Raw genomic sequence first — 26,504 nt, forward strand, 5'->3', positions numbered from 1 at the left:
CTCGTCGGGCCGGCCGCAACCCACGCCGTTCACCGGACCAGCCATGACCCACGCCGTTCGCCGGGGCGGCCATGACCCACGCCGTTCGCCGGGGCGGCCGTGACGGTCACCGGCCGCGAGCGCCCGGCCCGCCACACCGCCGACCGCGTCGGTCCACCGCTCTTCCACGCCCGCACCGGCGACTTCGCCGACATCACCGTGCAGGCCACCGTCGGCCGCTCTCCCAGTCGAGGAGCCGATAGCGCAAACGGTTCAGCTCGACAGGGGCCGCCGACACGACCAGTCGGCCAGGCACCGGCCGGAGCCCGAGCCGGAACGCCGCTGTCCCGGGCGGCGTCACGCCACCCGGGACAACGGCACAGCTCGGTCGATCAGAAGTCGTCGTCGAAGCTGACCGAGCCGGTCACCCCGACCTGGTAGGCGGAGACCCGCCGCTCGAAGAAGTTGGACAGTTCCTGGACGTCCTGCAACTCCATGAACGCGAACGGGTTGCCGCTGCCGTACATGGGGGCGATGCCGAGCACGGCCAGTCGCCGGTCGGCCACGTGCTGGAGGTACTCGCGCATGTCGGCCAGCGACATGCCGGAGACGCCCTGCTCCAACAGGTCGGCGGCGAACTGCACCTCGCACTCGACCGCCTCGGCGAGCATGTCCTTGACCTGCTGCTCCATCTCGGCGTCGAACAGGTCCGGCTCCTCGGCACGGACGGTGTCGACCACGTCGAAGGCGAACGCCATGTGCATGGACTCGTCGCGGAACACCCAGTTGGTGCCCGAGGCGAGGCCGTGCAGCAGCCCCCGGGAGCGCAGGAAGTAGACGTACGCGAAGGCGCCGTAGAAGAACAGGCCCTCGATGCAGGCGGCGAAGCAGATCAGGTTCAGCAGGAAGGCCCGCCGGTCCGCCCGGGTCCGCAGCTCGCGCAGCGCGAAGATCGAGTCGATCCACTTGAAGCAGAACTCGGCCTTGCGGGCGATCGACGGGATGTTCTCCACCGCCGCGAACGCCGCGAACCGCTCCTTCTCGTCCGGGACGTAGGTGTCCAGCAGGTTCAGGTAGAACTGGACGTGCACCGCCTCCTCGAACAACTGCCGGGAGAGGTACAACCGTCCCTCCGGCGAGTTGACGTGCTGATAGAGGTTGAGCACGAGGTTGTTGGCGACGATGGTGTCACCGGTGGCGAAGAAGGCCACGAGTCGCGACACCAGGTGCTGCTCGGCCGGGGAGAGCTTGGCCAGGTCGGCGAGGTCGGAGTGCAGGTCGACCTCCTCCACCGTCCAGGTGTTCTTGATGGCGTCCTTGAAGCGGTCGAAGAACTGCGGGTACCGCATCGGCCGCAGGGTCAGATCCATGCCGGGGTCGAGCAGCAGGTGCCGCTCCCCCGTACCGGTGCTGGTGCTGGTGGTCTCGGAGACGGTGGTCACTGGCATGCCTCGCAGCTCTCGGGGTTCTCCAGGGAGCAGGCCAACGCCTCGTCGTCGCTGACCGCCACGACCGGCGTGACGCTCGGGGTGACGGCGACGGTGGCCTGCTGGATCCGGGTCGCCGGACGCGACCGCAGGTAGTAGGTGGTCTTCAGCCCGGACTTCCAGGCGTACAGGTACATCGAGGAGAGCTTGCCGATGGTCGGCGCGCTCAGGAACAGGTTCAGCGACTGCGACTGGTCGATGAAGGGGGCACGGGCGGCCGCCAGGTCGATCAACGCCCGCTGCGGCAGCTCCCACGCGGTCCGGAACAACTCGCGTACGTCCGCGGGCAGCTCGACGACGCCCTGTACGGAACCCTCGGCGCGCTTGATCTGCTCCCGGATCGCGGCCGTCCACAGTCCCCGCGCCTTCAGCTCGCGGACCAGGTAGGTGTTGATCTGGAGGAACTCGCCGGACATCGTCTCGCGCTTGAACAGGTTGGACACCTGCGGCTCGATGCACTCGTAACAGCCGGCGATCGAGGCGATGGTGGCGGTCGGCGCGATCGCCACCAGCAGCGAGTTCCGCAGGCCGTGCCGGCCGACCGTCTCGCGCAACGCGGTCCAGCGCTCGGGCTGGCCGACCTCGGCGCCCCACAGGTCCGGATGCAGCTCACCCCGGGCAGCCCGGGTCTCGGCGTACGCGGGATGCGGGCCGAACCGCTCGGCGAGCCCGGCGGAGGTCTCCAACGCGGTCAGGAAGATCTCCTCCTGCACCCGGGTCGACAACTCCCGGGCGGCCGGCGAGTCGAACGGCAGGCGCAGCGTGAAGAACGCGTCCTGCAAACCCATCAGCCCGAGCCCGACGGGGCGCCAGCGCGGGTTCGACGCCGCCGCCTGCTCGGCCGGGTAGTAGTTGATGTCGATCACCCGGTCCAGGAAGACCACGGCGGTACGCACCGTGGCGCGCAGCCGCTCCCAGTCGACACCGTCCGCGGTGACGTGCGCGCCCAGGTTGACCGAGCCGAGGTTGCAGACCGCCGTCTCGGCGTCGTCGTTGACCTCCAGGATCTCGGTGCAGAGGTTCGACAGGTGGATGGTGTTGCCCGGGGCGCCGGTCTGGTTCGACAGCCGGTTCGAGGCGTCCTTGAACGTCATCCACCCGTTGCCGGTCTGCGCGAGCGTCCGCATCATCCGGCCGTACAGGTCGCGGGCCTTGACGGTCTTGACCGCTTTCTTCTCGGCCGCCCGGTACGCCTCGTCGAACTCCTCGCCGAACAGGTCGGGCAGCTCGGGGGCGTCCGACGGGTCGACGAGCGACCAGTCGCCGTCCGCCTCGACGCGCCGCATGAACTCGTCCGGGATCCAGTTGGCGAGGTTCAGGTTGTGCGTCCGCCGGGACTCCTCGCCGGTGTTGTCCCGCAGTTCGAGGAACTCCTCCACGTCCGGGTGCCACGGTTCGAGGTAGACGCAGGCCGCGCCCTTGCGACGGCCGCCCTGGTTGACCGCGGCCACCCCGGCGTCCAGCGTCTTGAGGAACGGCACGATGCCGTTCGACCTGCCGTTGGTGCCCCGGATCAGGGCGCCCCGACCGCGTACCCGGGACCAGGAGATGCCGATGCCGCCGGAGAACTTGGACAACTTCGCGACCTGGTGGTAGCGCTCGTAGATGGAGTCGAGTTCGTCGCGCGGCGAGTCGACCAGGAAGCACGAGGACATCTGGGTGTGCCGGGTGCCGGAGTTGAACAGCGTCGGCGAGCTGGGCAGGTAGGCCAGGCTGGACATGAGTCGGTAGAAGCCGATCGCCTCGCCGGGCGTCTGCGACAGGCCGCAGGCGACGCGCAACAGCCAGTACTGCGGCGTCTCCACCACGAGCCGGGTCTGCGGGTGCCGCAGCAGGTAGCGGTCGGCGACCGTGCGCAGCCCGAAGTACTCGAAGCGCAGGTCCCCCGCCGGGTCGACGGCGTCGTCCAGCTTGCGCGCGTTGCGGGCCACGAACGCGGCGGTGTCGTCGCCGATCAGGCCCAGGCCGTGTGCGTACCGGATGGACTGGCTGAAGCTGGCGACCTGTTGCCCACGGACCTCCTTGTCCACGTACGCGGCCAGCAGCCGGGCCGCCAGCTTCGAGTACTGCGGCTCCTCACCGATCAGTTCGGCCGCGGTCTGGATGGACAGCTTGTCCATCTCGGCCGTGGTCGCGCCGTCGTACAGCCCGCTGATGGTCTTGGTGGCCACCCGCAGCGGGTCGATCTCGTCCAGGTCGGCGACCCACCGCTCCACCGCCTTGACGATCTTGTTGACGTCCACCGGCTCGGTGTCGCCGTTCCGCTTGCGGACCTGCATGACGTGCCGGCGTTGCTCCGGCCCCGCCTGCTCCTGGGTCACCGTCATGTTCCCCCTCCTCACGCCTGTCCCCGAGATCGTCGGGTCCGCGCGGGAGGACGCCGCCGGTCATCCGACGGCACTGCTGCCGTGACTGACCAGCTCCTGGCGTCGGCCGTCCCACGCGGCCTTCGACCGCCGCACACGTCGCGTGCGGCGCGCTGGCAGGTCTTCGGACTCGTGGGCCTGGTGCTCGCGCCTACTGGCCGTCGCTTCCCAGACCTGGCGGGTCCAGTGCGTGATGACGGCGGTCGTTCCCACTCACCGCTGCGGGGCAGTCCCGGATTCCCACCGGGTTCCCTCTTGCCTCGACCGTCGTGGAGCGGCGGCCGAACCAGCTACGGGGCACACCATATATGGGTGCGGTGCGGAGATGGCAACACCAGATGCTGTGCCGGGCGTGTCGCGTGCCAGATGTCGGGCATCCCGCCGACCGTCGGCCGGGTACTCGATCATGCCCACTAGCATCGTCGCGTGCAGACAGCGGCCGGACCCGGCGACCGACGGGCACTGCTCGACATCCTCGTCCGGGCCGCGGATCGGACGCCCGACCAGGTGATCGTGCACGTGCGCGAGGACGGCACCGAGCGCACCGTGACCGTCCGGCAGTTGCGGGACGAGTCGCTGCGGGTGGCGGGTGGCTACCGCGCGGCCGGAGTGATCCCGGGCACGCCGGTGATCCTGGTCGCCGACGCCGGGGACGACTTCCAGCCACTGTTCTGGGGTGCGCTCGCCGCCGGGCTGGTCCCGGTGCCGCTGCCGCCCGAACCGGCCCGGGTACGGGCCGTCCGCGAGCTGCTCGCCGACGCGGTGACCGTGGTGGACGACACCACCGGGGCGGTCGCCGACGGGCTGGCCGGACCGGTGCTGCGGCTGGCCGACCTGCGGACCGGCGCCCCACCGGAGGAGCTGTTCGCCGCCGACCCCACCGACGTGGCGTTCCTCCAGTTCTCCTCCGGCAGCACGGGCACGCCCCGCGGGGTGGAGTTGACCCACGCCAACGTGCTGGCCAATGTGGAGCAGTCCCGGCTGGCCAGTGGCGCCGGGCCGGACGACGTCCTGGTCACCTGGATGCCGTACTTCCACGACATGGGGTTGATCGGTACGCATCTGACCCCGCTCGCCATCGGGTGCACGCAGGTTCGGGTACCCCCGTTGGCGTTCGCGAAGCGCCCGGCGCTGTGGTTCACCGCCGCGCACCGACACCGTGCGACCCTGTTGTCGGCGGCGAACTTCGCGCTGGCGCTGGCGGTCCGCCGGGTCCCGACGGACCTCCTCGCCACGCTGGACCTGAGCCGGGTCCGGTGCGTGGTGGTGGGTGCGGAACCCATCTCCCCCACGGTGTGGCGGGCCTTCCTGGCGCACGTACGCCCGGCCGGGCTCGCCCCAGCCGCCCTGCGACCGGTGTACGGCCTGGCGGAGGCGACCCTCGCGGTGACCTTCCCGCCGCCCGGGGAGGTCGCCGCGCCGCTGGTGCTGGACCGGGCCGCGCTGAGCCAGGGCCGGGCGGTGACCACCGGGCCGGGTACGCACGCGGTGGAGCTGATGGACCTGGGACACCCGGTGCCCGGCTGCGAGGTACGCGTCGTCGACGAGCGGCACCGGCCGCTGCCCGAGGGTCGGGTGGGCCTGATCGAGGTACGCGGCCCGAACGTGGCGCGCGGCTACCACCGGGACCCGCAGGCCAGCCGGGAGACCTTCGTGGACGGTTGGCTGCGCACCGGTGACCTGGGTTTCCAGCGCGCCGGTCGGCTCTGCGTGACCGGCCGCGCGAAGGACGTCGTCTTCGTCAACGGCCGGACGTTCCACGCTCCCGACCTGGAGGCGGTGGCCGCCGCTACTGTCGGGTTGCCGGCCACGGCGACGGCGGTGGTCGGCTGCACCGACCCGGACAGCGGCGGCGAGCGGATCGTGGTGTTCGTGGCCTGGGCCCGTCCGCCCGCCGGGGCGACCGGGGTGCTCGACGCCACACGGGCCCGGGTGGCCGAGGCGGCCGGGCACGACGACGTGCGGGTGCTGCCGCTGCCGCCGGGCGCGTTCGCCCGGACCACCAGCGGCAAGCTGCGGCGGCGACGGATGCGCGAGCGCTACCTGGCCGGCGACTTCGCCGACCGGGAACGCCGCTGGCACCCGGCGGCGACCGGCCTGCCGGCGACGTCCGCGTCCGGCGACACACCCCCGGCGGCACCCGCGAACACGCACCCGGCAGGGCAGTCGGAGGCGTGCCCGTCGGACGACTCGGGGCCGGTGTCCCGCCGACGGGTCGAGCAGGTCGTCCGGGCGGTCTGGGCGCGGGTGCTGGACCGGCCCGCCGACACCATCGCGGCGGACGACCGGTTCCTGGCCATCGGCGGTTCGTCGCTCAAGGCGATGGAGGTGCTGGCCGGGCTGGAGGACGCCCTCGGCACCACGTTCGATCCGGCGGACCTGCGGGACTGCCCCACCGTCGCCACGTTGACCGACCGCATCCTGGCCGGGCCGCCCACGACCCGTCCGGCACCGCCCGACGGGTGCGCCACGGCGTCGCAGGCCACCCGTTCCGGCGCGCCGCCGCTCGCGGTCATCGGCATGGCCTGCCGCCTCCCCGGTGCCGACGACCCGGACGAGTTCTGGCGCAGGCTCGTCGACGGTGTCGACGCGGTCCGGCCGGTCCCGGAGCACCGGTGGACGCCGCAGGACGGCCGACCCCGTTGGGGGTCCTTCCTGGACGATCCGATGCAGCTCGACGCGGACTTCTTCGGGCTCTCCGACGAGGAGGCGCGGCTCACCGACCCGCACGCCCGACTCTTCCTGGAGGTCGGGTACGAGGCGCTCGAACGGGCCGGGTACGCCGGACCGCGTCGGCAGGGCCGCCGGGTCGGGGTCTTCGCCGCCGTCGGCGAGAGCGCCTATCCGGAGCTGCTGGCCGCCGCCGGTCCGGTCACCGCACCGGCGGCGCTGGTCGGCAACCTGCGCAACCTCGTGGCGGCCCGGTTGGCGCAGGCGCTGGACCTCGCCGGGCCGGCGATCACGGTGGACACGGCCTGCTCCTCGGCGCTGGTCGCACTGCACCTGGCGGCGCGCAGCCTGGCCACCGGCGAGTGCGACATCGCGGTGGTCGGCGGCGTGAACCTCAACCTCACCGAGACCGGCTACCGGCTGTTGGACGCCGCCGAGGCGTTGTCGCCGACCGGCCGGTGCCGCGCCTTCGACGCCGACGCCGACGGCTTCGTGCCCGGCGAGGGCGGCGCGGCGCTGGTCCTGTGCCGCCCCGACGACGCGTACGCCGCCGGGGACCGGGTGCTCGCGCTGGTCGCCGGCACCGCCGTGGGTAACGACGGCCGGTCGCTGAGCCTGCTCGCCCCGAACCCACAGCGGCAGTGGGAGGTCATCGCGCGCGCGTACGCGGACGCCGGGCTCGACCCGGCCGACGTCTCGTACGTCGAGGCGCACGGCACCGGCACCGGCCTCGGTGACCCGGTGGAGGCACGGTCGCTGGCCGCCGCGTACCCGCCCCGCCCCGACGGCACGCCCCGCGGGCTCGGGTCGGTCAAGACCAACCTGGGACACCTGCTCAACGCCGCCGGGATGCCGGCGCTGCTGAAGGTGGTGCTGGCGCTGCGGCACCGGCAGTTGCCGCCGTCGCTGCACCACGTCCGGCCGTCCACCCGGTACGACCTCGACGCCGCCGGCTTCACGGTGGTCACCGAGGCACGTCCGTGGACCGCACCCGGGCCCTTGGTGGCCGGGGTGAACGCGTTCGGCTTCGGCGGCACCAACGCACACGCCGTCCTGTGCGAGGCACCGCCCCACCGGCCCGTACCGCAGCTCGCGGGTCCCGGCGTACACCTGGTGACGCTCACCGCCCGGTCGGCGTCCGCGCTGCGGCGCAGTGCCCACGACCTCGCCGGGCACCTGCGCGACCGGGGCGACCTGGACACGGCCGACGTGGTCGCCAGCGCCGGGACGGCCCGCGACGACGCGCCGTACCGGTTGGCGCTCGTCGCCGACGACACCGGGCTGGCCGACCGGTTGGCGGCTGCCGCGACCGCGTACCGGGACGGGCCGGTCCGCCGTCGACCCCGGATCGTCTTCGTCTTCCCGGGCGACGGCTCGCCGACCGCGCCTGCGGTCCGCGACCTGCACGACCGGCTCCCGGTCTTCCGGGATCTGCTGACCGGGGCCTGTGTCGCCGTCGGTCCGGTGGCGGGGCGTCCGCTGCTGTCCTGGTGCCTGGCGGACGGGACGGGTCGGCCGGACGGGCGGGTCACCGCCCCGGTGCGCGTGGTGGTGGCCCTGGCCCTGGCCGGGCAGCTCGCCGCCTGGGGGGTGCGGCCCGACGCGCTGCTCGGTCACGGGGTCGGCGAGCTGGCGGCAGCCGCCGCCGGGGGCGCGCTGGGCGTCGCCGACGCGGTCCGGCGTGCCGTCGCGCTCGCCGACCCGAGCCACGCCGGGGACGGTCCCGACGACCGGGACGACGGCGGGTACGCCCTCGTGGCGCTGCGGGGCGTGCCGGTGTTCAGCCCGGCGGCCGGGCGGTGGGACCCACCGGAGCCGATCTCGTGGACGACCGACGCGGCGAGCGGACCGGAACAGGGCGCGGCGTGGCGGCGGCTGCACGACGACGGGTACGACACCGCGGTCGAGTTGGGCGTCGCGGAGGCGACGGAGCACGGTGGCGGACAGGTCGACGTCGAGCCGACCGACGGACTGGTGCGGTTGGTGGCGGCGCACTGTGGGTCGACCGGCGGTGCCGCGTCGCTGCTGGCCACGGCGGGACTGCTCTGGGCCCGGGGCGGCCCGCTCGACCGGCCCGCCCTGTACGGGGGGCGGCAGCGGGTGCCGGTGCCGACGTACCCGTTCGAGCGTCGCGCCTTCGCGCCACCGGGGACGGCGCACCCCGTACCGCTGCACCCCGTACCGCTGCACGTGGTCGGCTGGCGGGAGGTGCCGGCGGCGGTCGGCGGACCGGCCCGGCGGGTACGGCTGCGCGGCCCGGGGGTGGGCGGCCCGTTCGCCGACGACCTGGCCGCCGCGTTCACCGCCGACGGGATCGAGGTCCACGTCGACCCGGCACGGGCCGACGCCGCTCCGGACGACGACACTCCTGGGATCACCGTGCTGCTCGCCGGGGCGGCGGTGGACACGCCGGACGTGGCCGTGCTCGACGCCGCCGTCACCGGGCAGGTACGCGCCGTCCGCGCCCTGATCGACGAGGGGGCCGACCGGCCGGGCCGACTGCTGGTGGTCACCGAGGACGTGCACGTCACCGGCGCGGCGGCGGAACGGGGACGCCCGGTGCAGGCAGTGCTCGCCGGGCTGGCCACCGCGCTCGCCGACGAGCGTCCCGGCCTGCTCGTGCACACCGTGGACCTGTCCTCCTCGGACGGTACGGCAGCGCGCGTCGACGCCGTCCGTCACGAGTTGTCCGCCCTCGCCACGGACCCGCCCGCCACCGGTACGCCGACCGACCCGAGTATGCCGCCGGGCCCGCGCACGCCGAACGGGGTGGCCTGGCGCGGCGGACGCCGACTGGGCCGGTTCCTCGACCCGGCGGGCGGAGAGGCCGTGCTCGACCCGGTGTCGACCGCCGACCGGGCCGACGGACCGGCCGGGCCCGTCGCGGCGGGTGCCGTGCACGTGATCGTCGGTGGGGCCGGTGGGGTGGGCGCGGCGTTGGCCCGGTCCCTGGCCCGCCGGGAGCAGCCGACGTTACTGCTGGCGGGTCGGTCGGACCACGCACCGGCCGCCCTGCTGGCCGAACTGTCCGCGCTCGGCGCGACGGCGACGTACCACCGGTGTGACGTGACCGTGGCCGCCGACGTGGACGCCCTGCTCTCGGCGCTGCCCCGGGTGGACACGGTGTTCCACGCCGCCGGCATCGTCCGGGTCGGCACCCTGCGCGCCAAGTCCGTCCAGGACACCCTCGCCGTGCTGGGCCCGAAGGTGCGCGGCACCTACCTGCTCGCCGAGGCGCTGCGGCGACACGGTCACGACCGGTCGGCGCTGGTCGGGTTCTCGTCGGTCAGCGCGGTGCTGCCCGGCCTGGCCGGCGCGATCGGCGACTACGCCGCCGCCAACCGGTTCCTCGACGCGTTCGCCGCCGCGCACCGGGCCACCGGCCGCCCCGTCCAGGCGGTCGGCTTCGCCGCGATCAGCGATACCGGCATGGCCGCCCGCAGCGGCGGTGTCGGCACTGCCGCCGGGGCGATGCCGGTCGACGAGGCGCTGCGTGCCCTGGCGCTCGCCCGTCGTGTCGACGCCGCACACGTCGTCGTCGCATCCTCGCAGGAGCGTTCGGTCACCGCGCCGACGGTCAGCGTCCCGGCGGTCAGCGTCCCGGCCGGGGTCGCCGTCGCCACCGTCGCTGTCGAGACCGCCACTGTCGTCGGCCCGCCGCGCGGACCGGACGGTGTGGATGGTGGGCCGGGTCGGGACGAGGTGGCCCGGGTGCTGCGGCGGCTGCTCGCCGAGCCGCTGCACCGGCAGCCCGACGAGATCGCCGACGACACCTCGTTCCTCGCCCTCGGCCTGGACTCGCTGGCCGCGGTGGACCTGGTCAAGCGGCTGGAGGAGGAGATCGGCCGGGAACTGCCGGTCACGTTGTTCTTCGAGTACACCACCGTCGCCGACCTGGCCGCCCACCTCACCGGGGTACGCGACACCGAGGCGGTTCCGCCGGTGACGCGTACCACGCCGACCGGGGAGCGGACGCCGGTCGAGGGTGGGCCGTTCCCGCTGACCGCCGTGCAGCGGGCGTTCCACGTCAACGAACGGCTCCACCCGACCGTGGCCAGCTTCGCCTTCGTCCAGCAGACCGTCACCGGTCCCCTGGACGCCGCGCTGCTCGGGCAGGCGCTGGCTAGGCTGGAGGCGCGGCACCCGATGCTGCGGGTGCGGTTCACGGCCGGTCCGGGGACGCCCCGCCAGGTCGTGCCGCCCGTATCGGTTCCGGCGGCTCCGTACCCGGACTGGTACACGGTGCGGTCGCTCACCGAGCCGCTGGCCGAGGTACGGGCGCGGCTGTGCAACACCCCGGTCGACCTGACCCGGCAGCCGCCGCTGCGGGCGGTCCTGGTCCGGGAGGCACCGGACCGGGCCCACCTGCTGCTGGTGCTGCACCACGCCGCCGGGGACGGGTTCAGTCTGAACCTGCTCAGCGAGGAACTGTGGGCCGACTACACCGCCCTGGCCCACGGCCGTACGCCGGTGCACCGACCGTCGGCGCCCGGGTTCGACGCGTACGCGCACGAGGTGGCCGTGCCGACGTCGGCGGACCTGGCGTACTGGCGGGACCTGCTGGCCGACGGCACGACGCTGCGGCTGCCGTTCGACGGCGACCCGGACGCGCCGCCCGGCCCACCGCTGCTGACGGTGCCGGGTGAGCTGGAGCCGGCGCTCGTGGCGGCGTTGCGGGACCGGGCCGCCGAGGCCGGCGTGTCGCTGTTCCACCTGCTGCTGGCCGGGTACGTGCGGTGCCTGGCCCGGTGGGGTGGACGTCGACGCGTGCCGGTGACGGTGGCACGGGCCGGTCGGGACGCGCGACTGGACGGCATCGACCGGATCGTCGGGCCGTTCGCCGACACCCTGCCCCTGGTCCTCGACGTGGATCCCGGCGAGCCGGTCGGACAGCTCGCCGACCGGCTCCGGGTGGCCTGGTCGGCGGCGCAGCGGCACGGCTCGGTGAGCAGCCTCGACCTGGCCCGGCTGCTCGACCGGCCCGGCGCGGGGCCGCGTACCGCCAGCCCGGCCGGGTTCAGCTTCGCCCGGTTCCCGGTCACCCTCGACCCGGACTGTCCGGTCGCCGTGACGCCGACGGCGGCCGGTTCCGGCTCCGCCGCCACCCGGCTGAGCCTGCTCTGCTGGGAGTCCGATGACGGACTCGGGCTGTCCTGGAACTTCCCGCGCCGTCTGTTCACCCCGGCGACCGTGGCCCGGCTCGCCGCCGAGCACCGGGACGAACTCGTCGCGATCGCCACCGGCAGACCACGGCCGTCCACTGTGGGGGCGGCGACCGCGTCGGACGTGACCGTCCGGATCCGGGCGGTCTGTCGACGTGCCCCGGACGCGGTGGCGGTGACGACCGGCGCGCGGGCCATGACCTACCGGACGCTGGACCGCGACGCCGACCGGGTGGCCGCGCTGCTCGCCCGGCACGGGGTACGCCCCGGCGACCGGGTCGGCCTGCTCACCGCGCCCGGCCCGCAGACGGTGGTCGGAGTGGTCGGCATCCTGCGGGCCGGTGCCGCCTGGGTGCCGTTGGACGCGACCCACCCACCGACCCGCCTCGCCGACCACCTGGTCCGGGCCGGAGCCGGAGTGCTGCTGCACGACCACGACTCGGCCGCCACCGCGACCCGCCTCGACGGTGCCGCACGACCGGTCCCCTTCGCCCCGGGCACCACCGACGCCGCGCTCGACGTCCCGTCGGTGCCCGAGGCGACGGCGGACCAGACCGCGTACGTGATCTTCACGTCGGGGTCGACCGGGCGACCCAAGGGCGTACCGGTCAGCCACCGGTCGATGCGTACCTATCTCGACTGGGCCGTGGCCGCCTTCGACTACCGGCCCGGTGACCGACTCGCCCAGACGGCGTCGAGCTGCTTCGACGCCTCCGTCCGGCAGATCCTGGCCCCGTTGCTGGTCGGGGCCACCGTGGTCACCTTCACCCGCGCCCAGCTCCGCGATCCGCAGGCGTTGCTGTCCCGGATCGCGGCAGACCGGATCACGGTGTGGAGTTCGGTCCCCACCCTGTGGGAGCGGATCCTGCGCGCCGCCGAGGAACACGTCCGTCGGCACGGCGAGGCACCCGACCTGGCCGCGTTGCGGTGGGTGCACGTGGGCGGCGAGGAGTTGTCGCCGGTGGCGGTCCGGCGCTGGTTCGACCTGTTCGGCGACGCCCGGATCACCAACCTGTACGGACCGACCGAGGCCACCATCAACGCCACCTGGCATCTGATCGACGCCCGTCCCGACGACACGGTCCGTCGGCTGCCGATCGGTCGCCCGGTCGGCGGGGCGGTGGTCCGCGTCGTCGACCCGGACGGCCGGGTCTGCCCGCCCGGCGTGGCCGGTGAGCTGTATCTCGGCGGTACCGGCCTCACCACCGGCTACCTCGGCGAGCCGGAGCTGACCGAGGCGGCGTTCGTGGTCCACGACGGCGAGCGGTTCTATCGCAGTGGCGACCGGGGTCGGCTCGCCCCGGACGGTGCCCTGGAGTTCCTGGGTCGCCTCGACGACCAGATCAAGATCCACGGCCACCGGGTGGAGCCGGGCGAGATCGAGGCGGTGCTGCGCACCCACCCGGAGGTCGCCTCCGCGACCGTGCTGCACCGAGCCGACCCGCATCCCCGGCTGCACGCGTTCGTGCTGCCCGCGCCGCAGACCAACCCCACCACGGCCGCGTTGCGCGCCCACCTGGCCGCCCACCTCCCGGCGCACATGGTGCCCGCGCGTCTGCACCTGCTGGACGGCCTGCCGATGACCGCCACCGGCAAGGTCGACCGCGAATCCCTGGCGGCACTGGCCGCCGCCAGCCACACACCCGCTCCGGCCGCCGACTTCCCCGCACCCGCTCCGGCGGACGTCGACAGCCTCACCGCGCCGGATGCCGACGCAACGGGGCCTGCCCGTGTCACCGCCCCGCCGGAACGCCGCGCACCAGCAACCGGCATCACCGGTCCGGCAGGCACCGAGGCGGAGCTGGCCCGGATCTGGGCCGGGCTGCTGGACGTGCCGGTGGTCGGCCCGGACGACGATTTCTTCGCCCTCGGCGGCGACTCCATCCTGGCCCTGGAGGTCTTCGCCCGACTCCAGGAGCGCAGCGCGGTCACGGCAAGCCCGACGCTCATCTACGAGCACCGGACCCCGGCCGCCCTGGCCGCCGCGCTCGACGCCGGTACGGATCCGCACACCGGTGCTCGGGTCACGATGGACGTCGACGTCACGTCGGAACCGACGATCGACAGTGGATCGTCGATCGGCACCGCACCGCAGGCGGACGCCACCGCGCCGTTTCCGGTGACCGCCGCGCAGCGCGGCTTCCTGCTCGCCGACGCCGTCACGCCCGGCGCCGGCACCGCCTGGCTGGCCCGGCTGCGGTTGCGCGGTCCGCTGCGCCGGGACGCCTTCCAGCGCGCGGTGGACGTGCTGGTCGCCCGGCACCCGATGCTGCGGACCGTCTTCCCGGCCGGGGCCCGGCCACCGGTGCAGCAGGAACTGCCCGTCGCGATGCGGCTGCCGGTGGCGTACGAGCACCCGACCGGCCCGGCCGACCTGGCCGACCGGGTGGCCGAGGAACGTCGCCGACGGTTCGAGCCGTGGGCCTGGCCCCTGCTGCGGCTGCGCCTGCTGCGGGTCGCGCCGGACGACCACGTGCTGCTGGTGCACGCCCACCACCTGATCGGTGACGGCTACAGCGCCGCGCTGCTGGGCCACGAACTGCTGGCCGCCTATCACGCCGACGGGACGGCCGATCCGCTGCCGCCGCTGCGGGCCGGTTTCCGCGACTACGTGCGGCTGCTGTCGGCGCGGGCCGCCGCCGCACCGGACCCGGACGCGTACGCCTGGTGGTCGCAACGGTTCGGGTCCGCGTACCGGCCGCCGGTGCTGCGGGCGGACACCGATCGGCCGGAGGACGGCACCGGCGACGACCCGACGCCCCCGGTCCGCGCGTTCACGCTCGACGCCACGGTGGTGGCCGGGCTGCGCCGACTCGCCGCCGATGCGTCGACCACCCTGTACGCGCCGGTGCTGACCGCGTACCACCGGGTGCTGGCCCGGCTCACCGGTCAGGACGACCTGGTCCTCGGGCTGGCCGTGACCGGACGTGACCATCCGCTGCCGGACCTGCACCGGATCTTCGGTCCGTGTGCGGCGATGCTGCCGCTGCGCCTGACCGGCACCGACGCCTTCCCGGTCCACCTGGCCCGGGTCGCGGCCGAGGTCACCGCCGCCCGGCAGCACGCCGACCCACCGTCGATCGCGGCGGCCGTGCCCGCCGGTCGGCCCGACGGCGCACCGACCGGTGCCCAGTTCTTCTTCAGCTTCCTGGACTTCGACGCGCTCCGACCCGCCGCCCTGCCGCCGGAGGCGCTCGGTCCGGACCGGCTCGACCTCTGCTGGGACGAGGACACCGAACTCGCCCCGCCGCCGCTCGGCACCGACCTGTTCCTGACCGCCCGGCCGGTGGCCGACGGCCTGCGGGTCACCCTGCGCGGCTCCCCCACGGCGATGAGCGCCACCGACCTGGACCACCTCGCCGACCGGCTCCGCGCCGACCTGGGCACGGCCGCCACCGGACCGACCGCAGAGCCGACCAAGCGCACCGAGCCGACCGGGCCAGCCGAGCCGACGACGGACGCGGCGGCGTCGACCCGGCCGCAGACGGACGCGGCAGCGATCGACCGACCAGCGCCGACGCCGGAGGCGGGACGGTCGGCCGCGTTGAGCGCCGCCATCGTCGGGTATCTGCCCTCCCCCGCGCAGCTCGCCGTGATCGCCGGGCTGCCCGCCGACAGCCTGCCCCGGGAACAGCTTCGTGAGCTGCTCTTTCCCGGTGGTGGGCCCCGACTGTTGGAGGAGTTGTCCACCCCGCTGGGCACCTCCGGCTTCGTCTGCCTGCCGCGTTTCGCCGACGAGCTGACCTCCGCCGGGGACCGGCTCGCCACCGAGGCCGCCGTCGCGGTCGACCTCGCCGCCGGCCTCGGGGCGACCTGTGTCTCCCTCGCCGGCCTGATCCCCGCCCACACCGGGTACGGCGTCGGGGTGCTGCGGCACACGAGGACCGCCACGGCGGTCACCACGGGTCACGCGGCCACGGTCGTCTCGGTGGTCCTCACCGTCGAGGCGGCGTTGGCGGCGACCGGACGGAGCCTGGCCGGACGGACCGTCGCCGTGGTCGGTCTCGGTTCGATCGGGTTCTCCTCACTGCGGCTGCTGCTGGCCCGCGCGCCCCGTCCACCGGCCCGACTGCTCCTCTGCGACCTGCCGGCGACCGCGCCCCGGCTGGCCGACCAGGTGGAGCGGCTGCGCGCCGACGGGCTCACCGCCGCCGTCGAGATCTGCCCCACCACCCCGGCGGTGCCCGACCCCGCGTACGCCGCCGACCTGATCATCGGGGCCACCAGCGCGGCCACCGCACCACTCGACGTCGACCGGTTGCGCCCCGGCACGATCGTGGTGGACGACTCCTTCCCGCACGCGCTGGATCCCGGCCGGGCGCTGGCCCGGATGCGACGCGACCGCGACGTGCTGGTGGTCGGCGGCGGACTGCTGCACGTGGGGCGGACCACCCGTACGGTGCCGGTGGACCTGCCGTCGGCGGCGATCGCCGGTCACGCGGCGGCGCTCGGGTTGCCCGGCACGATCGCCTCGTGCCAGGTGGAGTCGCTGTTACGCGCCGGTACGCCCACCCTGCCGTTGGTGCACGGCCTGGTGGACGAGTCGACGGCGACGACGTACGCGGCGGCACTGGCCGGGGCGGGGGTCACCGCCGGGCCACTGCACCTGCTGCGTCACCGGGTCGAGCCGGACCTCCCGGCGGCGCTGCCGGAGGTCCCCGCGACCTGAGGCATCCGCTGCTGCGGGTGCCGCACGGCCGGTCGGGAGCTGCGGTTCTCGTGCAACGCGAGCAGCACCACCGAGGCCAGCACCAACGTCAGGCCGACCCACTGGCTGGTGCCGAGTCGACCGTCGAGCAGGGTGAGCCCGACCAGGGCGGCGGTCAGCGGGAAGGCCAGTTCGGCGAGGGTCGCGTTGGACGCGGGCGTCCGGCGCAGGGCGTGGTAGTACAGCGTCAGCGCGAGCAGGCCGGGAATGGCGGCGAGCAGCACCAGCCGGGGCACCAACTCGATCGGCACGCCGACCGGGGTGCCGGTGGCCGCCGCGAAGGTGGCCAACGCGATCAGTCCGACGCTGAACCGCAGCGTGGTGACGTGCAGGAAGGACAGTTCGGCGCTGACCAGCCGGCCGAGGACGGTCCCGGCCGCCCAGAGCGCCGCCGCGCCGAGGGCGAGTCCGGCTGCGGCCAGGCCGCGCGGCTGCGCCGCCAGCGGATCGGGGAAGGCCAGCAGCCAGGCGCCGACCAGCGCGGGCACCGCGAAGAGCGGGAACCGGGGGCCGACCCGCTCGCCCAACAGCACGGCGGCCAGGACCAGGGCGAGCACCGGCTGGAGCTTCTGCAACACCTGCGGGGTGATCGGGTCGCCCAGCCGGAACGCGGCGGTGAACAGCGTGGTGGCCAGCGCCGAGGAGCCGGCCCCGATCACCAGTACGGCCAGCTTCGTGCGCACCGAGGATCGGGCCAGGGCGCGTACGGCCGGGATCAGCCAGGGTGACACCAGCAGCACCAGCACGACGTGTTCGGCCAGCACCACGCTCAGCGCGGGAAGCTCGCGGGCCAGCGGTTCGCGGAGCAGGCTGGAGAAGCCCCAGAGACTGGCGGCCACGGCGACCAGCCAGGTGCGATCGCCGGTGGCCCGGCTGGTGAGCGGGCTCATCGTGTCCTTCCGGTGGGTGCCGACCTCATGATCAGTGAATCATTCTCGACCGTCCGGGCCGAGGTGGCCTCAGGCCGGGTGCCGGACGGCGTGCGGGTGGGCCGGGCGAACGGGCCGGGTGACGCGAGGCGGACCGCCGGACGGCGGTGTCGCGGCCCACGCGCGGGTGGTGGGCCCGAGGTGACCGGCCCGCAGGTCCAGCAGGTGGGCCACGGTGTCCACGTCCCGGCGCAGCCCTGGGGCGAGCACCGGCAGGTCGTGATAGCCGTCGGCGAGGAAGCGGCGGCGCGAGCCGGGCCCGAGGTAGGGACGGAAGTCGGCGGCCTCGGTCAGCGCCAGCAGGGTGGTGCCGGTGCCGTCGGCGTCCGGGACGACGGCCCGTGGGTACGGTCCGGCGGCTCCCAGGGCCGCGTCGAACTCCGCCGGGCGGGCCGCGGCGAGATCGGCCATCACCACGGCCAGACGGGCGTCGCCGTACGCCTCGCCGGCGAGCCGCAGCGCCGCGTCGACCTCCCGGTTCAACTCGGGCGGGCCGATCCGGCCGGCGACCACGGCGCCGCAGGCCAACGCCGTGGCGGTGACCTGCGCGTCGGTGGTGGCGACGACCACGGCGCGGACCCGCCGGGCCCGGGTCAGCCCACCGAGCACGTCGGTCAGCATCGCCCGGGCCAGCGCGGCACGGTCGGCGGCGGCCAGCCCCACGCATCTGGTCTTGGCCGCCGCGAAGGACTTGGCGGGTACGACCACCACCCACGGACCCGGGGTCACGTCTCCGGCTCCATCCGGGTCAACCGGCCGTACAGCTCGGGCCGGCGGTCGCGCAGGAACGGGCGACGGCGACGGGACAGGTCCACCAGGTCCAGGTCGACCTCGGCCACCGCGAGGTCGTCCCGGTCGTCGGCGGCCTGGGCGAGCACGTCGCCGTTGGGGCCGTAGACCGCGCTGAGCCCGAAGTACTCCTTGGTGCCCTCGGTGCCGACCCGGTTCGAGCAGATCACGAAGAGCCCGTTGAACACGGCGTGCGCGCGCAGCTCCAACTGGAACACCTCGCGCATCGGCGCGCTCGCCGAGGCGACGGGTACGCAGAGCACCGACCCGCCACGCAGGGCCACCACGCGGCTCAGTTCGGGGAAGTGCCGCTCGTAGCAGATGATGGTGCCGACGCCGGTCTCCCCGGTCTGCACCACGTCGGGTTCGGTACCGCCCGGCTGGAAGTAGAACTTCTCCGGGAAGCCGTTGGAGAACGGCAGGTGCGACTTGCGGTACACCGACTTGAGTTCACCATCGACGTAGGTGCAGGCGGTGTTGTGGTAGACCCCGGGGACCTGGCCCGCCTCGAAGATCGACGAGACCACCGTCATCCGGTGCCGCTTCGACCGCTCGGCCGCCATCCGGTTCGACGGACCGTCGAGGCCCTCGGCGTACCGGAAGTAGTCCAGGTCGGGTTCGGGCTGGACGAACGGCACCGCGAACAGTTCCGGCAGCAGCAGGATGCGGGTGCCCTGGTCGGCGGCGGCGTCGATCAGGTCGGCGGCACGGCCGATCGTCTCGGTCCGGTCGTCGGTGGCGCGGAGTTGCAGGGCGGCGAGTTTCACGCGGGGACCTTTCCGACCGCCGGGGCGAGGCCGGTCAGAGCCAGCCCCGAACGGGTCTTGTACCGCTTGTTGACGCTGATCAGGACTGCGGTCAGGGGTTCCAGTTGGCGGGCCAGTCGCAACCGGCCGGCATCGACGGCACGGCCGCCGGTCACGTCGACGGCGAGGGCCATCACCCGCTCCTTGGCGGCGACGTCGTCCCCGCAGACCAGGACGTCCTCGTGGCTCAGGTCGGCGTCCGGGTCGAGCAGGAGGGGGGCGGCCAGATGGTGGAACGCGCCGACCACGGTGGCCGAGGGCACCAGCGCGGCGGCCTCCTCGGCGGCGCTGCCGGCCAGCACGGCGACGCCGTACGGGCCGTGGCGGTCGAAGCCGAGCGGGTTGACGCAGCTCACCACCAGCTTGTCGGCCAGCGCCGGGGCCAGTCCGGTGACCAGGTCGGCGTGCCCGTCGTACGGCACGGCGAGCAGGACGACGTCGGCGTCGGTCGCCGCCGCCAGGTTCGTCGCGCCGGTGACGCGTGCGGCGCCGACCTGACGGGACAGCTCCTCGGCGGCGGCCTCGGCGCGTCCGGCGTCGCGGGAGCCGAGGACGACCCGGTGTCCGGCGCGGGCCAGGCGGTAGCCCAGCCCACGGCCCTGCGGGCCGGTGCCGCCGACCACGGCGACGCGGCAGGAGGGATGGGTGCTCACCGGGTCACGCCTTCGCGGCCTGGGCGAGCCGGGTGAGGGTCTGCTCCTTGTCCCCGAGCGTGGAGATGATCGGGCAGCGCACGCCCGCCTCCTGGTACGCCTGGAGCTTCTGGAAGGCGTCGTCGGTGGTGCCGCAGGCGGTGACGTTCTGCACCAGGCTGTTGGGGACCAGGTGCATCGCCCGCTTGATGTCCTCCGGGGTGGCGGGCCAGCCGGCGATCTCCTGCAACCGGTCGACGAGTTCCCGCTCCACGCCGCAGTGCTCAGCGATGTGCGGCTGCTGGCACAGATAGAGGGTGAGGAACGCCTTGCAGGCGTCGATGGCCTCCTGCGGGTCGTCGTCGTTGACGCTGCACGAGACGATCTGGGTCAGGTCGATGGCGTCGCGGCCGTCGGTCCGCTTGGCCAGGCCACGGTCGATCGCCTCCCGGGCACCCACCATGTACGACGGCGGCAGCAGGAAGTCCATGTGCACGCCGTCGCTGATCTCACCGGCGAGTTCGAGCATCCGGGGACCGACCGCGCCGATGTAGATCGGGATGTCGACCGGCTTGTTCTCCCGGTACATGCTGTCGAAACGCACGTCCTGCATCTGGACGAACTCGCCGTCGAAGTTGACGACCTCGTTGCGGAAGAACGCCTGGAGCACGCCGATGTACTCGCGCATCGACTTGAGCGGCTTGGACAGCGGCTGGCCGACCTTGGTCGCCAGCGGCTCCCACCAGGCACCGATGCCCAGGATGGCCCGGCCCGGCGCGACCTCGTCCAGCGTCTTGAAGGTCACCGCCATCAGGGCCGCGTTGCGGCTCTTGTTGTTGACCACACCGGTGCCGATCTTCACGTTCCGCGTCCGGCTCGCGATGATCGCCGCCGGGACGATGCCGTCGCGGGCGAGTCGTCCCTCGGCGACCCAGACGGACTCGAACCCGTTCTGGTCGGCGAACTCGGCCTGCCAGTAGGTCTGTTCCAGGCTGAGTCGCTCACCGACGTGGATACCCAGGGGAAGTGTCATCTGTCCAGCTCCGCTCGTACGTGGTGCAGGGGATTCGGTGGGTCAGAGGAGACGCGGGGCGTCGCGGGTCAGGAAGGCGCCCCGGCCCGGGGTGTCGGTCCGCAGACCGTCCGGGCCGACCAGGTGCTCGCCCCGGGAGAAGACGTGCACGGGTCGACCGGTCACGCGCATGCCCTCGTAGATGTTGTAGTCGGTGCGCGTGTGCGAGCCCGCAGCCGTGATCACGTGGTCGGCGGCTGGGTCCCAGACCACCAGGTCGGCGTCCGCACCGACCGCCACGACGCCCTTGCGGGGGAACAGGCCGAACAGCTTGGCCGGTCGGGCCGCGACCAGGTCCACGAAGCGGCACGGGTCGATCACCCCGCTCACCACGCCGGACTGCCAGAGGACCATCAGCCGGTCCTCGACGCCGGGGACCCCGTTGGGCACCTTCGGGAAGTAACCGGGGCTGCGCAGCTTCTGCGGCGGCAGGTCCTCGGGCTGGTGCAGGCAGAAGCCGGCGTGGTCGGTGGCGACGGTGGACAGGGCGCCGGTGGCGAGCATCCGCCACAGGCCGTCCTGGTTGCTGCGTTCCCGGATCGGCGGGGAGCAGACGTACGCGGCGGCCCGCTCCCCCAGGTCGGCGTAGTCCTCGTAGGCCACGACGAGGTACTGCGGGCAGGTCTCGCCGTAGACCCGTGACCCGGCGGCCCGGGCCCGGCTGATCTCGTCGGCCGCCTCCGCGCTGGAGACGTGCACCACGTACAGCGGTGTGCCGATGCGCTCGGCGAGCACGACGGCGCGGTGCACCGCCTCGGCCTCGGAGTCGTGCCCGTGGGCCCGCATGTGGAAGTTCTCGGCGGTCCGGCCGCTGTCCACCAGACGCCGCACCTCGCGGGCCACCATGTGTCCGTTCTCGGCGTGCACCATCGGCAGCACGTCGAGGTCGCGGGCCAGTTCGAAGCCGTCGAGCAGCTCGTCGTCGTCGACCATCTGGCCCGGGTAGGCCATGAAGAACTTCCAGCTCGTCGCGCCCTCGCCGACCAGCCGGCGCAGGTCGTCGAGGACGTCCGGCTGGGCGGCGCGGGGCGGGACGATGGCGTGCAGGCCGACGTCCACCACGGCCTTGGCCGCCGCCGTGTCCCGCCGCCGCAGGTACGTGTCGTACAGCGTCCGGTCGGGTTCCTTCTTGACGAAGTCGATGACCGTGGTGGTGCCGCCGCACGCCGCCGCGACCGTGCCGCTGTGGAAGTCGTCGGCGGTGTGCGTGCTGAAGCCGTCGACCGGATACTCCAGGTGGGTGTGTGCGTCGATGCCACCCGGCATGACCAGCTTGCCGGTCGCGTCCACCACCTGGTCGGCGGTCCAGTCCGTGCCGGTGCCGAGGGCGACGATCCGGCCGTCGCGTACCAGCACGTCGGCGCGGACCGCGGCGTCGGCGTTGACGACCGTGCCGTTGGTGATCAGCGTCGTCGGCATCGTGCCTCTCCTCTCCCCGGCGGGTCCGTCACCCGCCGGGCCGTCGCTCAGTTCTGGTAGTGCTCGTCGGCGAGGTCGAGCACCTCGTCCAGGACACCGAGGGCGAGGTCGATCTCCTCGGCGTTGATGACCAGGGGCGGGGTCAGCCGCAGCACGTTGAAGTTGGCGGTCAGGTAGACGCCCCGCTGCATCGCGGCCTTGAGCAGTCGGCCGACCGGCGCGGCGGCCGGTCCCTTGGCGTTGAACGGCACGAGCGGTTCGCGGGTGTCGCGGTCGCGGACCAGCTCCACGCCGTAGAACAGCCCCCGGCCCCGGATCTCGCCGATGCTCGGGTGGCGCTGGGCCAGCGTGGCCAGACCGGCACCGAGCCGCTCCCCCATCGCCCGCGCGTTGCCCACCACGCCCTCGTCCTGCATGATCCGCAGGGACGCCACGCCGGAGGCGCAGGCGAGCGGGTGTCCGGCGTACGTCAGGCCGCCCCAGAACATGTTGTCCCGCAGCCACTCGGAGATCCGGGTGGAGACCGTCATCGCGCCGAGCGGCACGTACCCGGAGTTCAACCCCTTCGCGGTGGTGAGGATGTCCGGCACCACGTCCCAGTGGTCGCAGGCGAACCACTCGCCGGTACGCCCGAATCCGGCCATCACCTCGTCGAAGATGAGCAGGATGCCGTACCGGTCGCAGACCTCGCGCAGCGAGCGCAGGTAGCCGTCCGGCGGGTAGAGCAGGCCGTTCGTGCCGGTGACCGGCTCGACGATGACGGCGGCGACGGTCTCCGGGTTCTCGTAGCGGAGGATCTCCTCCAGGTGCGGGCCGCCGGAGCAGACCGGGCACGGGTCGGGGTGCCCGGCCGGGCAGCGGTAGGTGTACGGGTCGAGCATCCGCACCACACCGCTCATCCCCGGCTCGGCCGCCCACCGACGCGGGTCACCGGTCAGTGACATCGCCCCCGCGGTCGCGCCGTGGTACGAGCGGTACCGCGCGATGATCTTCTGGCGGCCGGTGACGTGCCGGGCCAGCCGCACGGCGTTCTCGTTGGCCGCCGCGCCGCCGGTGGTGAAGAAGCTCATCTTGAGGTCACCGGGGGTGATGCCGGCCATCATCTCGGCCAGTTCCGCCCGGGACCGCTCGGCGAAGCCGGGTCCGATGTAGCAGAGCTGTTCGGCCTGGGCGCGGATCGCCTCGACCAGTCGGGGGTGCTGGTGGCCCAGGTTCAGGTTGACCAGTTGGGACTGGAAGTCGAGGTACCGGCGGCCGTCGTAGTCCCAGAACCACGAACCGGATCCGCCGGCCACGGGGATGGGGTCGAGCTTGCCCTGCACCGACCAGGAGTGGATCACGTACTCCTTGTCGGCCTCCTTGAGCCGCTCGCTGGTCCAGGTGGTGGTGTCGGTGTCGGTGATGGTCATCGGCTGGCTCCGTCCCGTCGCGCGCTCAGGTCAGTTGCTCTTGAGCTCGGCGCCGAAGGCGGCGAGGCGGGCCAGCGGACGTCCGGTGTTCGACGCGGCGCAGACCACGAGGATCTCCCGGGGCCGGGGCACGTCGGCCACCTGGAGGGTCACCGTCTGGTGGTGCGAGCGGGTCTTGGAGTCCAGCTTGTGCTTGAGCGGGATGTCGATCGGGCTGCCGGGCACGCCGACCTTCTCGGCGGCGGGCAGCAGTTCGGTGCCGCCGGCCGCGGTGCGGAACACGTTGCCGAAGCGCAGGTTGTGGATCAACGCCGAGCCGTGCTCGACCTCGCCGTCGATGCCGACGAGCGCGGCCTTGCCGAACGCCTCGACCTCGGCGCCGAGCAGTTCCACGCAGGCGGGGCCGACCAGCTCGCCGATCTCCTGGCCGATCTCGTCGGCGAGGGTGACCAGGTCCTGCACGTACTCGCTGGGGTAGGGATTCTCGATGACCACGCCGGCGAAGGCGACCCGGTGCACCGGCTGCACCGCTCTGCCGTTCTCCAGCCGCGTCTCTTCGAGGTGACGGATCAGCTTGCGAACCCGGATGCTCACGATCACTCCTTAGTGGTTCATTGGATGAACCATTGGTTCATATCCTGGCGTTGCAGAGGGTGCGAGTCAATAGCCCTCAGGGACGTATCCGGCTATCCGGCGAGGTTCACCTGTCGCCGTCCACGCAGGTCACAGCGGTGACGGCACGGTCGACGTCGCCGGCCACATAGAGATCGGTCCGCCGGTCGGCCAACGGTTGGTTGAACGGGTTGTGCCACCGTTGCGCCCGCGTACCGATCAGGTCCACCTCGGCCAGCACGAGTTCCTCGCGGTTGCCGCTGGCCGGGCCGGCGATCGGCCAGCCGTCCGGTCCGACCAGGACGGACCGGCCGACGAAGGGTTGACCGTTCTCCACCCCGATCCGGCTGATCCCGGCCACGTAGCACTGGTTGGAGTGCGCCCCGGTCATGCACATCAGGTTCGCCATCGCGGGCGCGGTCGTCGGCTGTCCCGGCACCGGCACCCAGTTCGACGGCAGCACCACCAGGTCGGCGCCCTGCAACGCGGCGCTGCGGAACGTCTCGGGGAACCAGGCGTCGTAACAGATCCCGATGCCGATGCGGCCCAGCGGCGTGTCGTAGACCGGGAAGCCGTCCGAGTTGCGGTCGTAGATCTCCTTCTCGTCGTTCCACAGGTGGGCCTTGCGGAACGTGCCGAGGTGCCCGGTCGGACCGAGCAGCACCGCCGAGTTGAAGACCGCGTCGCCGTCGCGCTCGGTCACCCCGCCGACGATCCACACGTCCAGCTCGGCGGCGAGCCGCGCCCACGCGGTGACCGTCGGCCCCTCCGGCACCGGCTGGGCGTACCGGGCGGCCTCCGCCCGGTCGGCGAAGACGTACCCCGCCGAGGCCGCCTCGGGCAGCACCACGAGACGGGCACCCTGATCGGCCGCCGCCCGGATCCAGGCGGAGGTGCCGGCGATGTTCGCCGCGACGTCGCCGAAGACCGGCGCCATCTGCACCCCGGCGAGCAGGAAGCGGGTCACCATTGCGCCCGGACCGCCGCGTACTTGACGAACAGGTACTCGTCGATGCCGACCGCCCCGCCCTCGCGGCCCGTCCCGGACTGCTTGACCCCGCCGAAGGGGGCCGCCGGGTTGGAGATGACGCCCTGGTTGAGCCCCACCATCCCGCTCTCCAGCCGCTCGGTCACCCGCAGCCCACGGCCCAGGTTCTCGGTGAAGACGTACGCGGCCAGGCCGTACTCGGAGTCGTTGGCCAGGCCGACCGCCTCGTCCTCGTCGTCGAAGACCACCACCGGGGCGACCGGGCCGAAGATCTCCTCGCGGACGCACCGGGCGCCGTCCGGCACCCCGGAGAGCACGGTCGGCGCGAAGAAGTGTCCCGCCCCGGCGACCGGCCCGCCACCGGTGACGACCGCCGCACCCGCCTGCGTGGCGTCGTCGACCAACTCGGCGACCGAGGTCACCGCGCCGCCGTCGATGAGCGGCCCGACGTCGGTCGACGGGTCCAGGCCGTGCCCGACGCGCAGCCCACCGAGCCGTTCGGCGAGCGCCTCGACGAAGCGCGGCGCCACCGAACGGTGCACGTAGAAGCGGTTCGCGGCGGTGCACGCCTCGCCGACGTTGCGCATCTTGGCCTGGACCGCCCCCTCGACGGCCAGGTCGAGGTCGGCGTCGCCGAAGACCAGGAACGGCGCGTTCCCGCCCAGCTCCATCGAGGTGCGCAGCACCCGCTCGGCGGACTGGGCCAGCAGGGTCCGGCCGACCGGGGTCGACCCGGTGAACGACAGCTTGCGCAGTCGCTCGTCGGTGAGCAGGGCCGAGGTGACCCGGCCCGACTGCGAGGTGGTGATCACGTTGACCACGCCCCGGGGCAGGCCCGCCTCCTCCAGGATCTGCACCAGCGCCAACATGGACAGCGGCGTCTGCTTGGCCGGCTTGACCACGACGGTGCACCCGGCCGCCAGGGCGGGACCGATCTTGCGGGTGCCCATCGCCATCGGGAAGTTCCACGGGGTCACCAGCAGGCAGGGGCCGACCGGTTGGCGCATCACCACGACCCGCGAGTTGCCGCCCGGCGCCGGCAGGTAGCCGCCGTCGATGCGGACCGCCTCCTCGGCGAACCAGCGCAGGAACTCGGCGGCGTAAGCCACCTCGGCCTGGGACTCGGCGAACGCCTTGCCCATCTCCAGGGTCATCATCCGGGCCAGGTCGTCGCGGCGCTCGGTGATCAGGTCGAACGCCCGACGCAACACCTCGCCCCGCTCCCGGGGCGCGGTCGCGGCCCACCCGGCCTGGGCCCGGGCGGCGGCGGCCAACGCGTCCCGCCCGTCCTCGACCGAGGCGTCCGCCACCTCCGCGATGGTCGTGCCGGTCGCCGGATCCTCCACGGGCAGGACGGCACCGTCCCGGCCCGCGCGCCACTCGCCGTCGACGTACAGCCCCTTGGGGGTCTTGTCGACCACCGTCAGTGCCGCCGCCAACACCTCGGCTGGTACGGCCATTGTCTCCTCCTTCACC

Annotated in this window: 13 protein-coding genes and 1 riboswitch; of the genes, 1 reads left to right on the forward strand and 12 read right to left on the reverse strand. The window is 73.5% G+C overall.

The genetic code is table 11. The annotated features are described in order from the left end of the window. Window positions 1-371 precede the first annotated feature (371 nt). Both ACQVFL_RS16920 and ACQVFL_RS16925 read right to left on the reverse strand, forming a co-directional pair. Window positions 372-1,427, reverse strand: coding sequence for a ribonucleotide-diphosphate reductase subunit beta (locus tag ACQVFL_RS16920; RefSeq protein WP_396696820.1), 1,056 nt, complete (start codon window positions 1,425-1,427; stop codon window positions 372-374). Continuing rightward, window positions 1,418-3,793, reverse strand: coding sequence for a ribonucleoside-diphosphate reductase subunit alpha (locus ACQVFL_RS16925; RefSeq protein WP_431726959.1), 2,376 nt, complete (start codon window positions 3,791-3,793; stop codon window positions 1,418-1,420). The genes ACQVFL_RS16920 and ACQVFL_RS16925 overlap by 10 nt, the downstream gene beginning before the upstream one ends. A gap of 137 nt (window positions 3,794-3,930) precedes the next feature. After that, window positions 3,931-4,138: riboswitch (cobalamin riboswitch) on the reverse strand. A 120-nt stretch (window positions 4,139-4,258) separates the two neighbouring features. On the opposite strand from ACQVFL_RS16925, the gene ACQVFL_RS16930 reads away from it, so the two are divergent. Continuing rightward, the gene (locus ACQVFL_RS16930) at window positions 4,259-16,333 is read left to right on the forward strand and encodes an amino acid adenylation domain-containing protein (RefSeq protein ID WP_431726960.1); all 12,075 of its coding nucleotides are present in this window, start codon (window positions 4,259-4,261) and stop codon (window positions 16,331-16,333) included. On the opposite strand, the gene ACQVFL_RS16935 is transcribed toward ACQVFL_RS16930, so the two are convergent. The 10 genes from ACQVFL_RS16935 to ACQVFL_RS16980 all read right to left on the reverse strand — a co-directional run bounded on the left by ACQVFL_RS16935 (window position 16,279) and on the right by ACQVFL_RS16980 (window position 26,488). Further along, on the reverse strand, window positions 16,279-17,262 hold the full coding sequence (locus ACQVFL_RS16935; protein ID WP_431726961.1) for a DMT family transporter: 984 nt from the start codon (window positions 17,260-17,262) through the stop codon (window positions 16,279-16,281). The genes ACQVFL_RS16930 and ACQVFL_RS16935 overlap by 55 nt on opposite strands. 69 nt (window positions 17,263-17,331) lie before the next feature. Continuing rightward, complete coding sequence (gene cofC, locus ACQVFL_RS16940) at window positions 17,332-18,030, reverse strand: 2-phospho-L-lactate guanylyltransferase (protein ID WP_396696812.1); 699 nt, start codon at window positions 18,028-18,030, stop codon at window positions 17,332-17,334. Next, complete coding sequence (locus ACQVFL_RS16945; RefSeq protein ID WP_396696810.1) at window positions 18,027-18,857, reverse strand: carbon-nitrogen hydrolase family protein; 831 nt, start codon at window positions 18,855-18,857, stop codon at window positions 18,027-18,029. Before ACQVFL_RS16945 ends, cofC begins: the two co-directional genes overlap by 4 nt. Further along, window positions 18,854-19,549: an NADPH-dependent F420 reductase gene (gene npdG, locus ACQVFL_RS16950; RefSeq protein ID WP_431726962.1), complete on the reverse strand. Its 696-nt coding sequence runs from the start codon at window positions 19,547-19,549 to the stop codon at window positions 18,854-18,856. Before npdG ends, ACQVFL_RS16945 begins: the two co-directional genes overlap by 4 nt. A 4-nt stretch (window positions 19,550-19,553) precedes the next feature. After that, window positions 19,554-20,561 carry an LLM class flavin-dependent oxidoreductase gene (locus tag ACQVFL_RS16955; RefSeq protein ID WP_396696806.1) on the reverse strand — a complete coding sequence of 336 codons (1,008 nt, stop codon included), beginning with the start codon at window positions 20,559-20,561 and terminating at the stop codon, window positions 19,554-19,556. 42 nt (window positions 20,562-20,603) lie between these two features. Further along, window positions 20,604-22,019, reverse strand: a complete 1,416-nt coding sequence (gene hydA, locus ACQVFL_RS16960) for a dihydropyrimidinase (RefSeq protein ID WP_431726963.1) — start codon at window positions 22,017-22,019, stop codon at window positions 20,604-20,606. Between the two features lie 47 nt (window positions 22,020-22,066). Further along, window positions 22,067-23,428 (reverse strand): aminotransferase class III-fold pyridoxal phosphate-dependent enzyme, encoded by a 1,362-nt coding sequence (locus ACQVFL_RS16965; protein WP_396696802.1) that lies wholly within the window; start codon window positions 23,426-23,428, stop codon window positions 22,067-22,069. 30 nt (window positions 23,429-23,458) lie between these two features. Continuing rightward, window positions 23,459-24,022 (reverse strand): amino acid synthesis family protein, encoded by a 564-nt coding sequence (locus tag ACQVFL_RS16970; RefSeq protein ID WP_199489138.1) that lies wholly within the window; start codon window positions 24,020-24,022, stop codon window positions 23,459-23,461. A gap of 106 nt (window positions 24,023-24,128) precedes the next feature. Further along, window positions 24,129-25,010 carry a nitrilase family protein gene (locus ACQVFL_RS16975; protein ID WP_431726964.1) on the reverse strand — a complete coding sequence of 294 codons (882 nt, stop codon included), beginning with the start codon at window positions 25,008-25,010 and terminating at the stop codon, window positions 24,129-24,131. Further along, the gene (locus ACQVFL_RS16980; protein ID WP_396696798.1) at window positions 25,004-26,488 is read right to left on the reverse strand and encodes an NAD-dependent succinate-semialdehyde dehydrogenase; all 1,485 of its coding nucleotides are present in this window, start codon (window positions 26,486-26,488) and stop codon (window positions 25,004-25,006) included. Before ACQVFL_RS16980 ends, ACQVFL_RS16975 begins: the two co-directional genes overlap by 7 nt. Between the last annotated feature and the right edge of the window lie 16 nt (window positions 26,489-26,504).

Origin of the sequence: Verrucosispora sp. TAA-831, from assembly GCF_050780145.1 — a bacterium.
Classification (GTDB): Bacteria; Actinomycetota; Actinomycetes; order Mycobacteriales; family Micromonosporaceae; genus Micromonospora.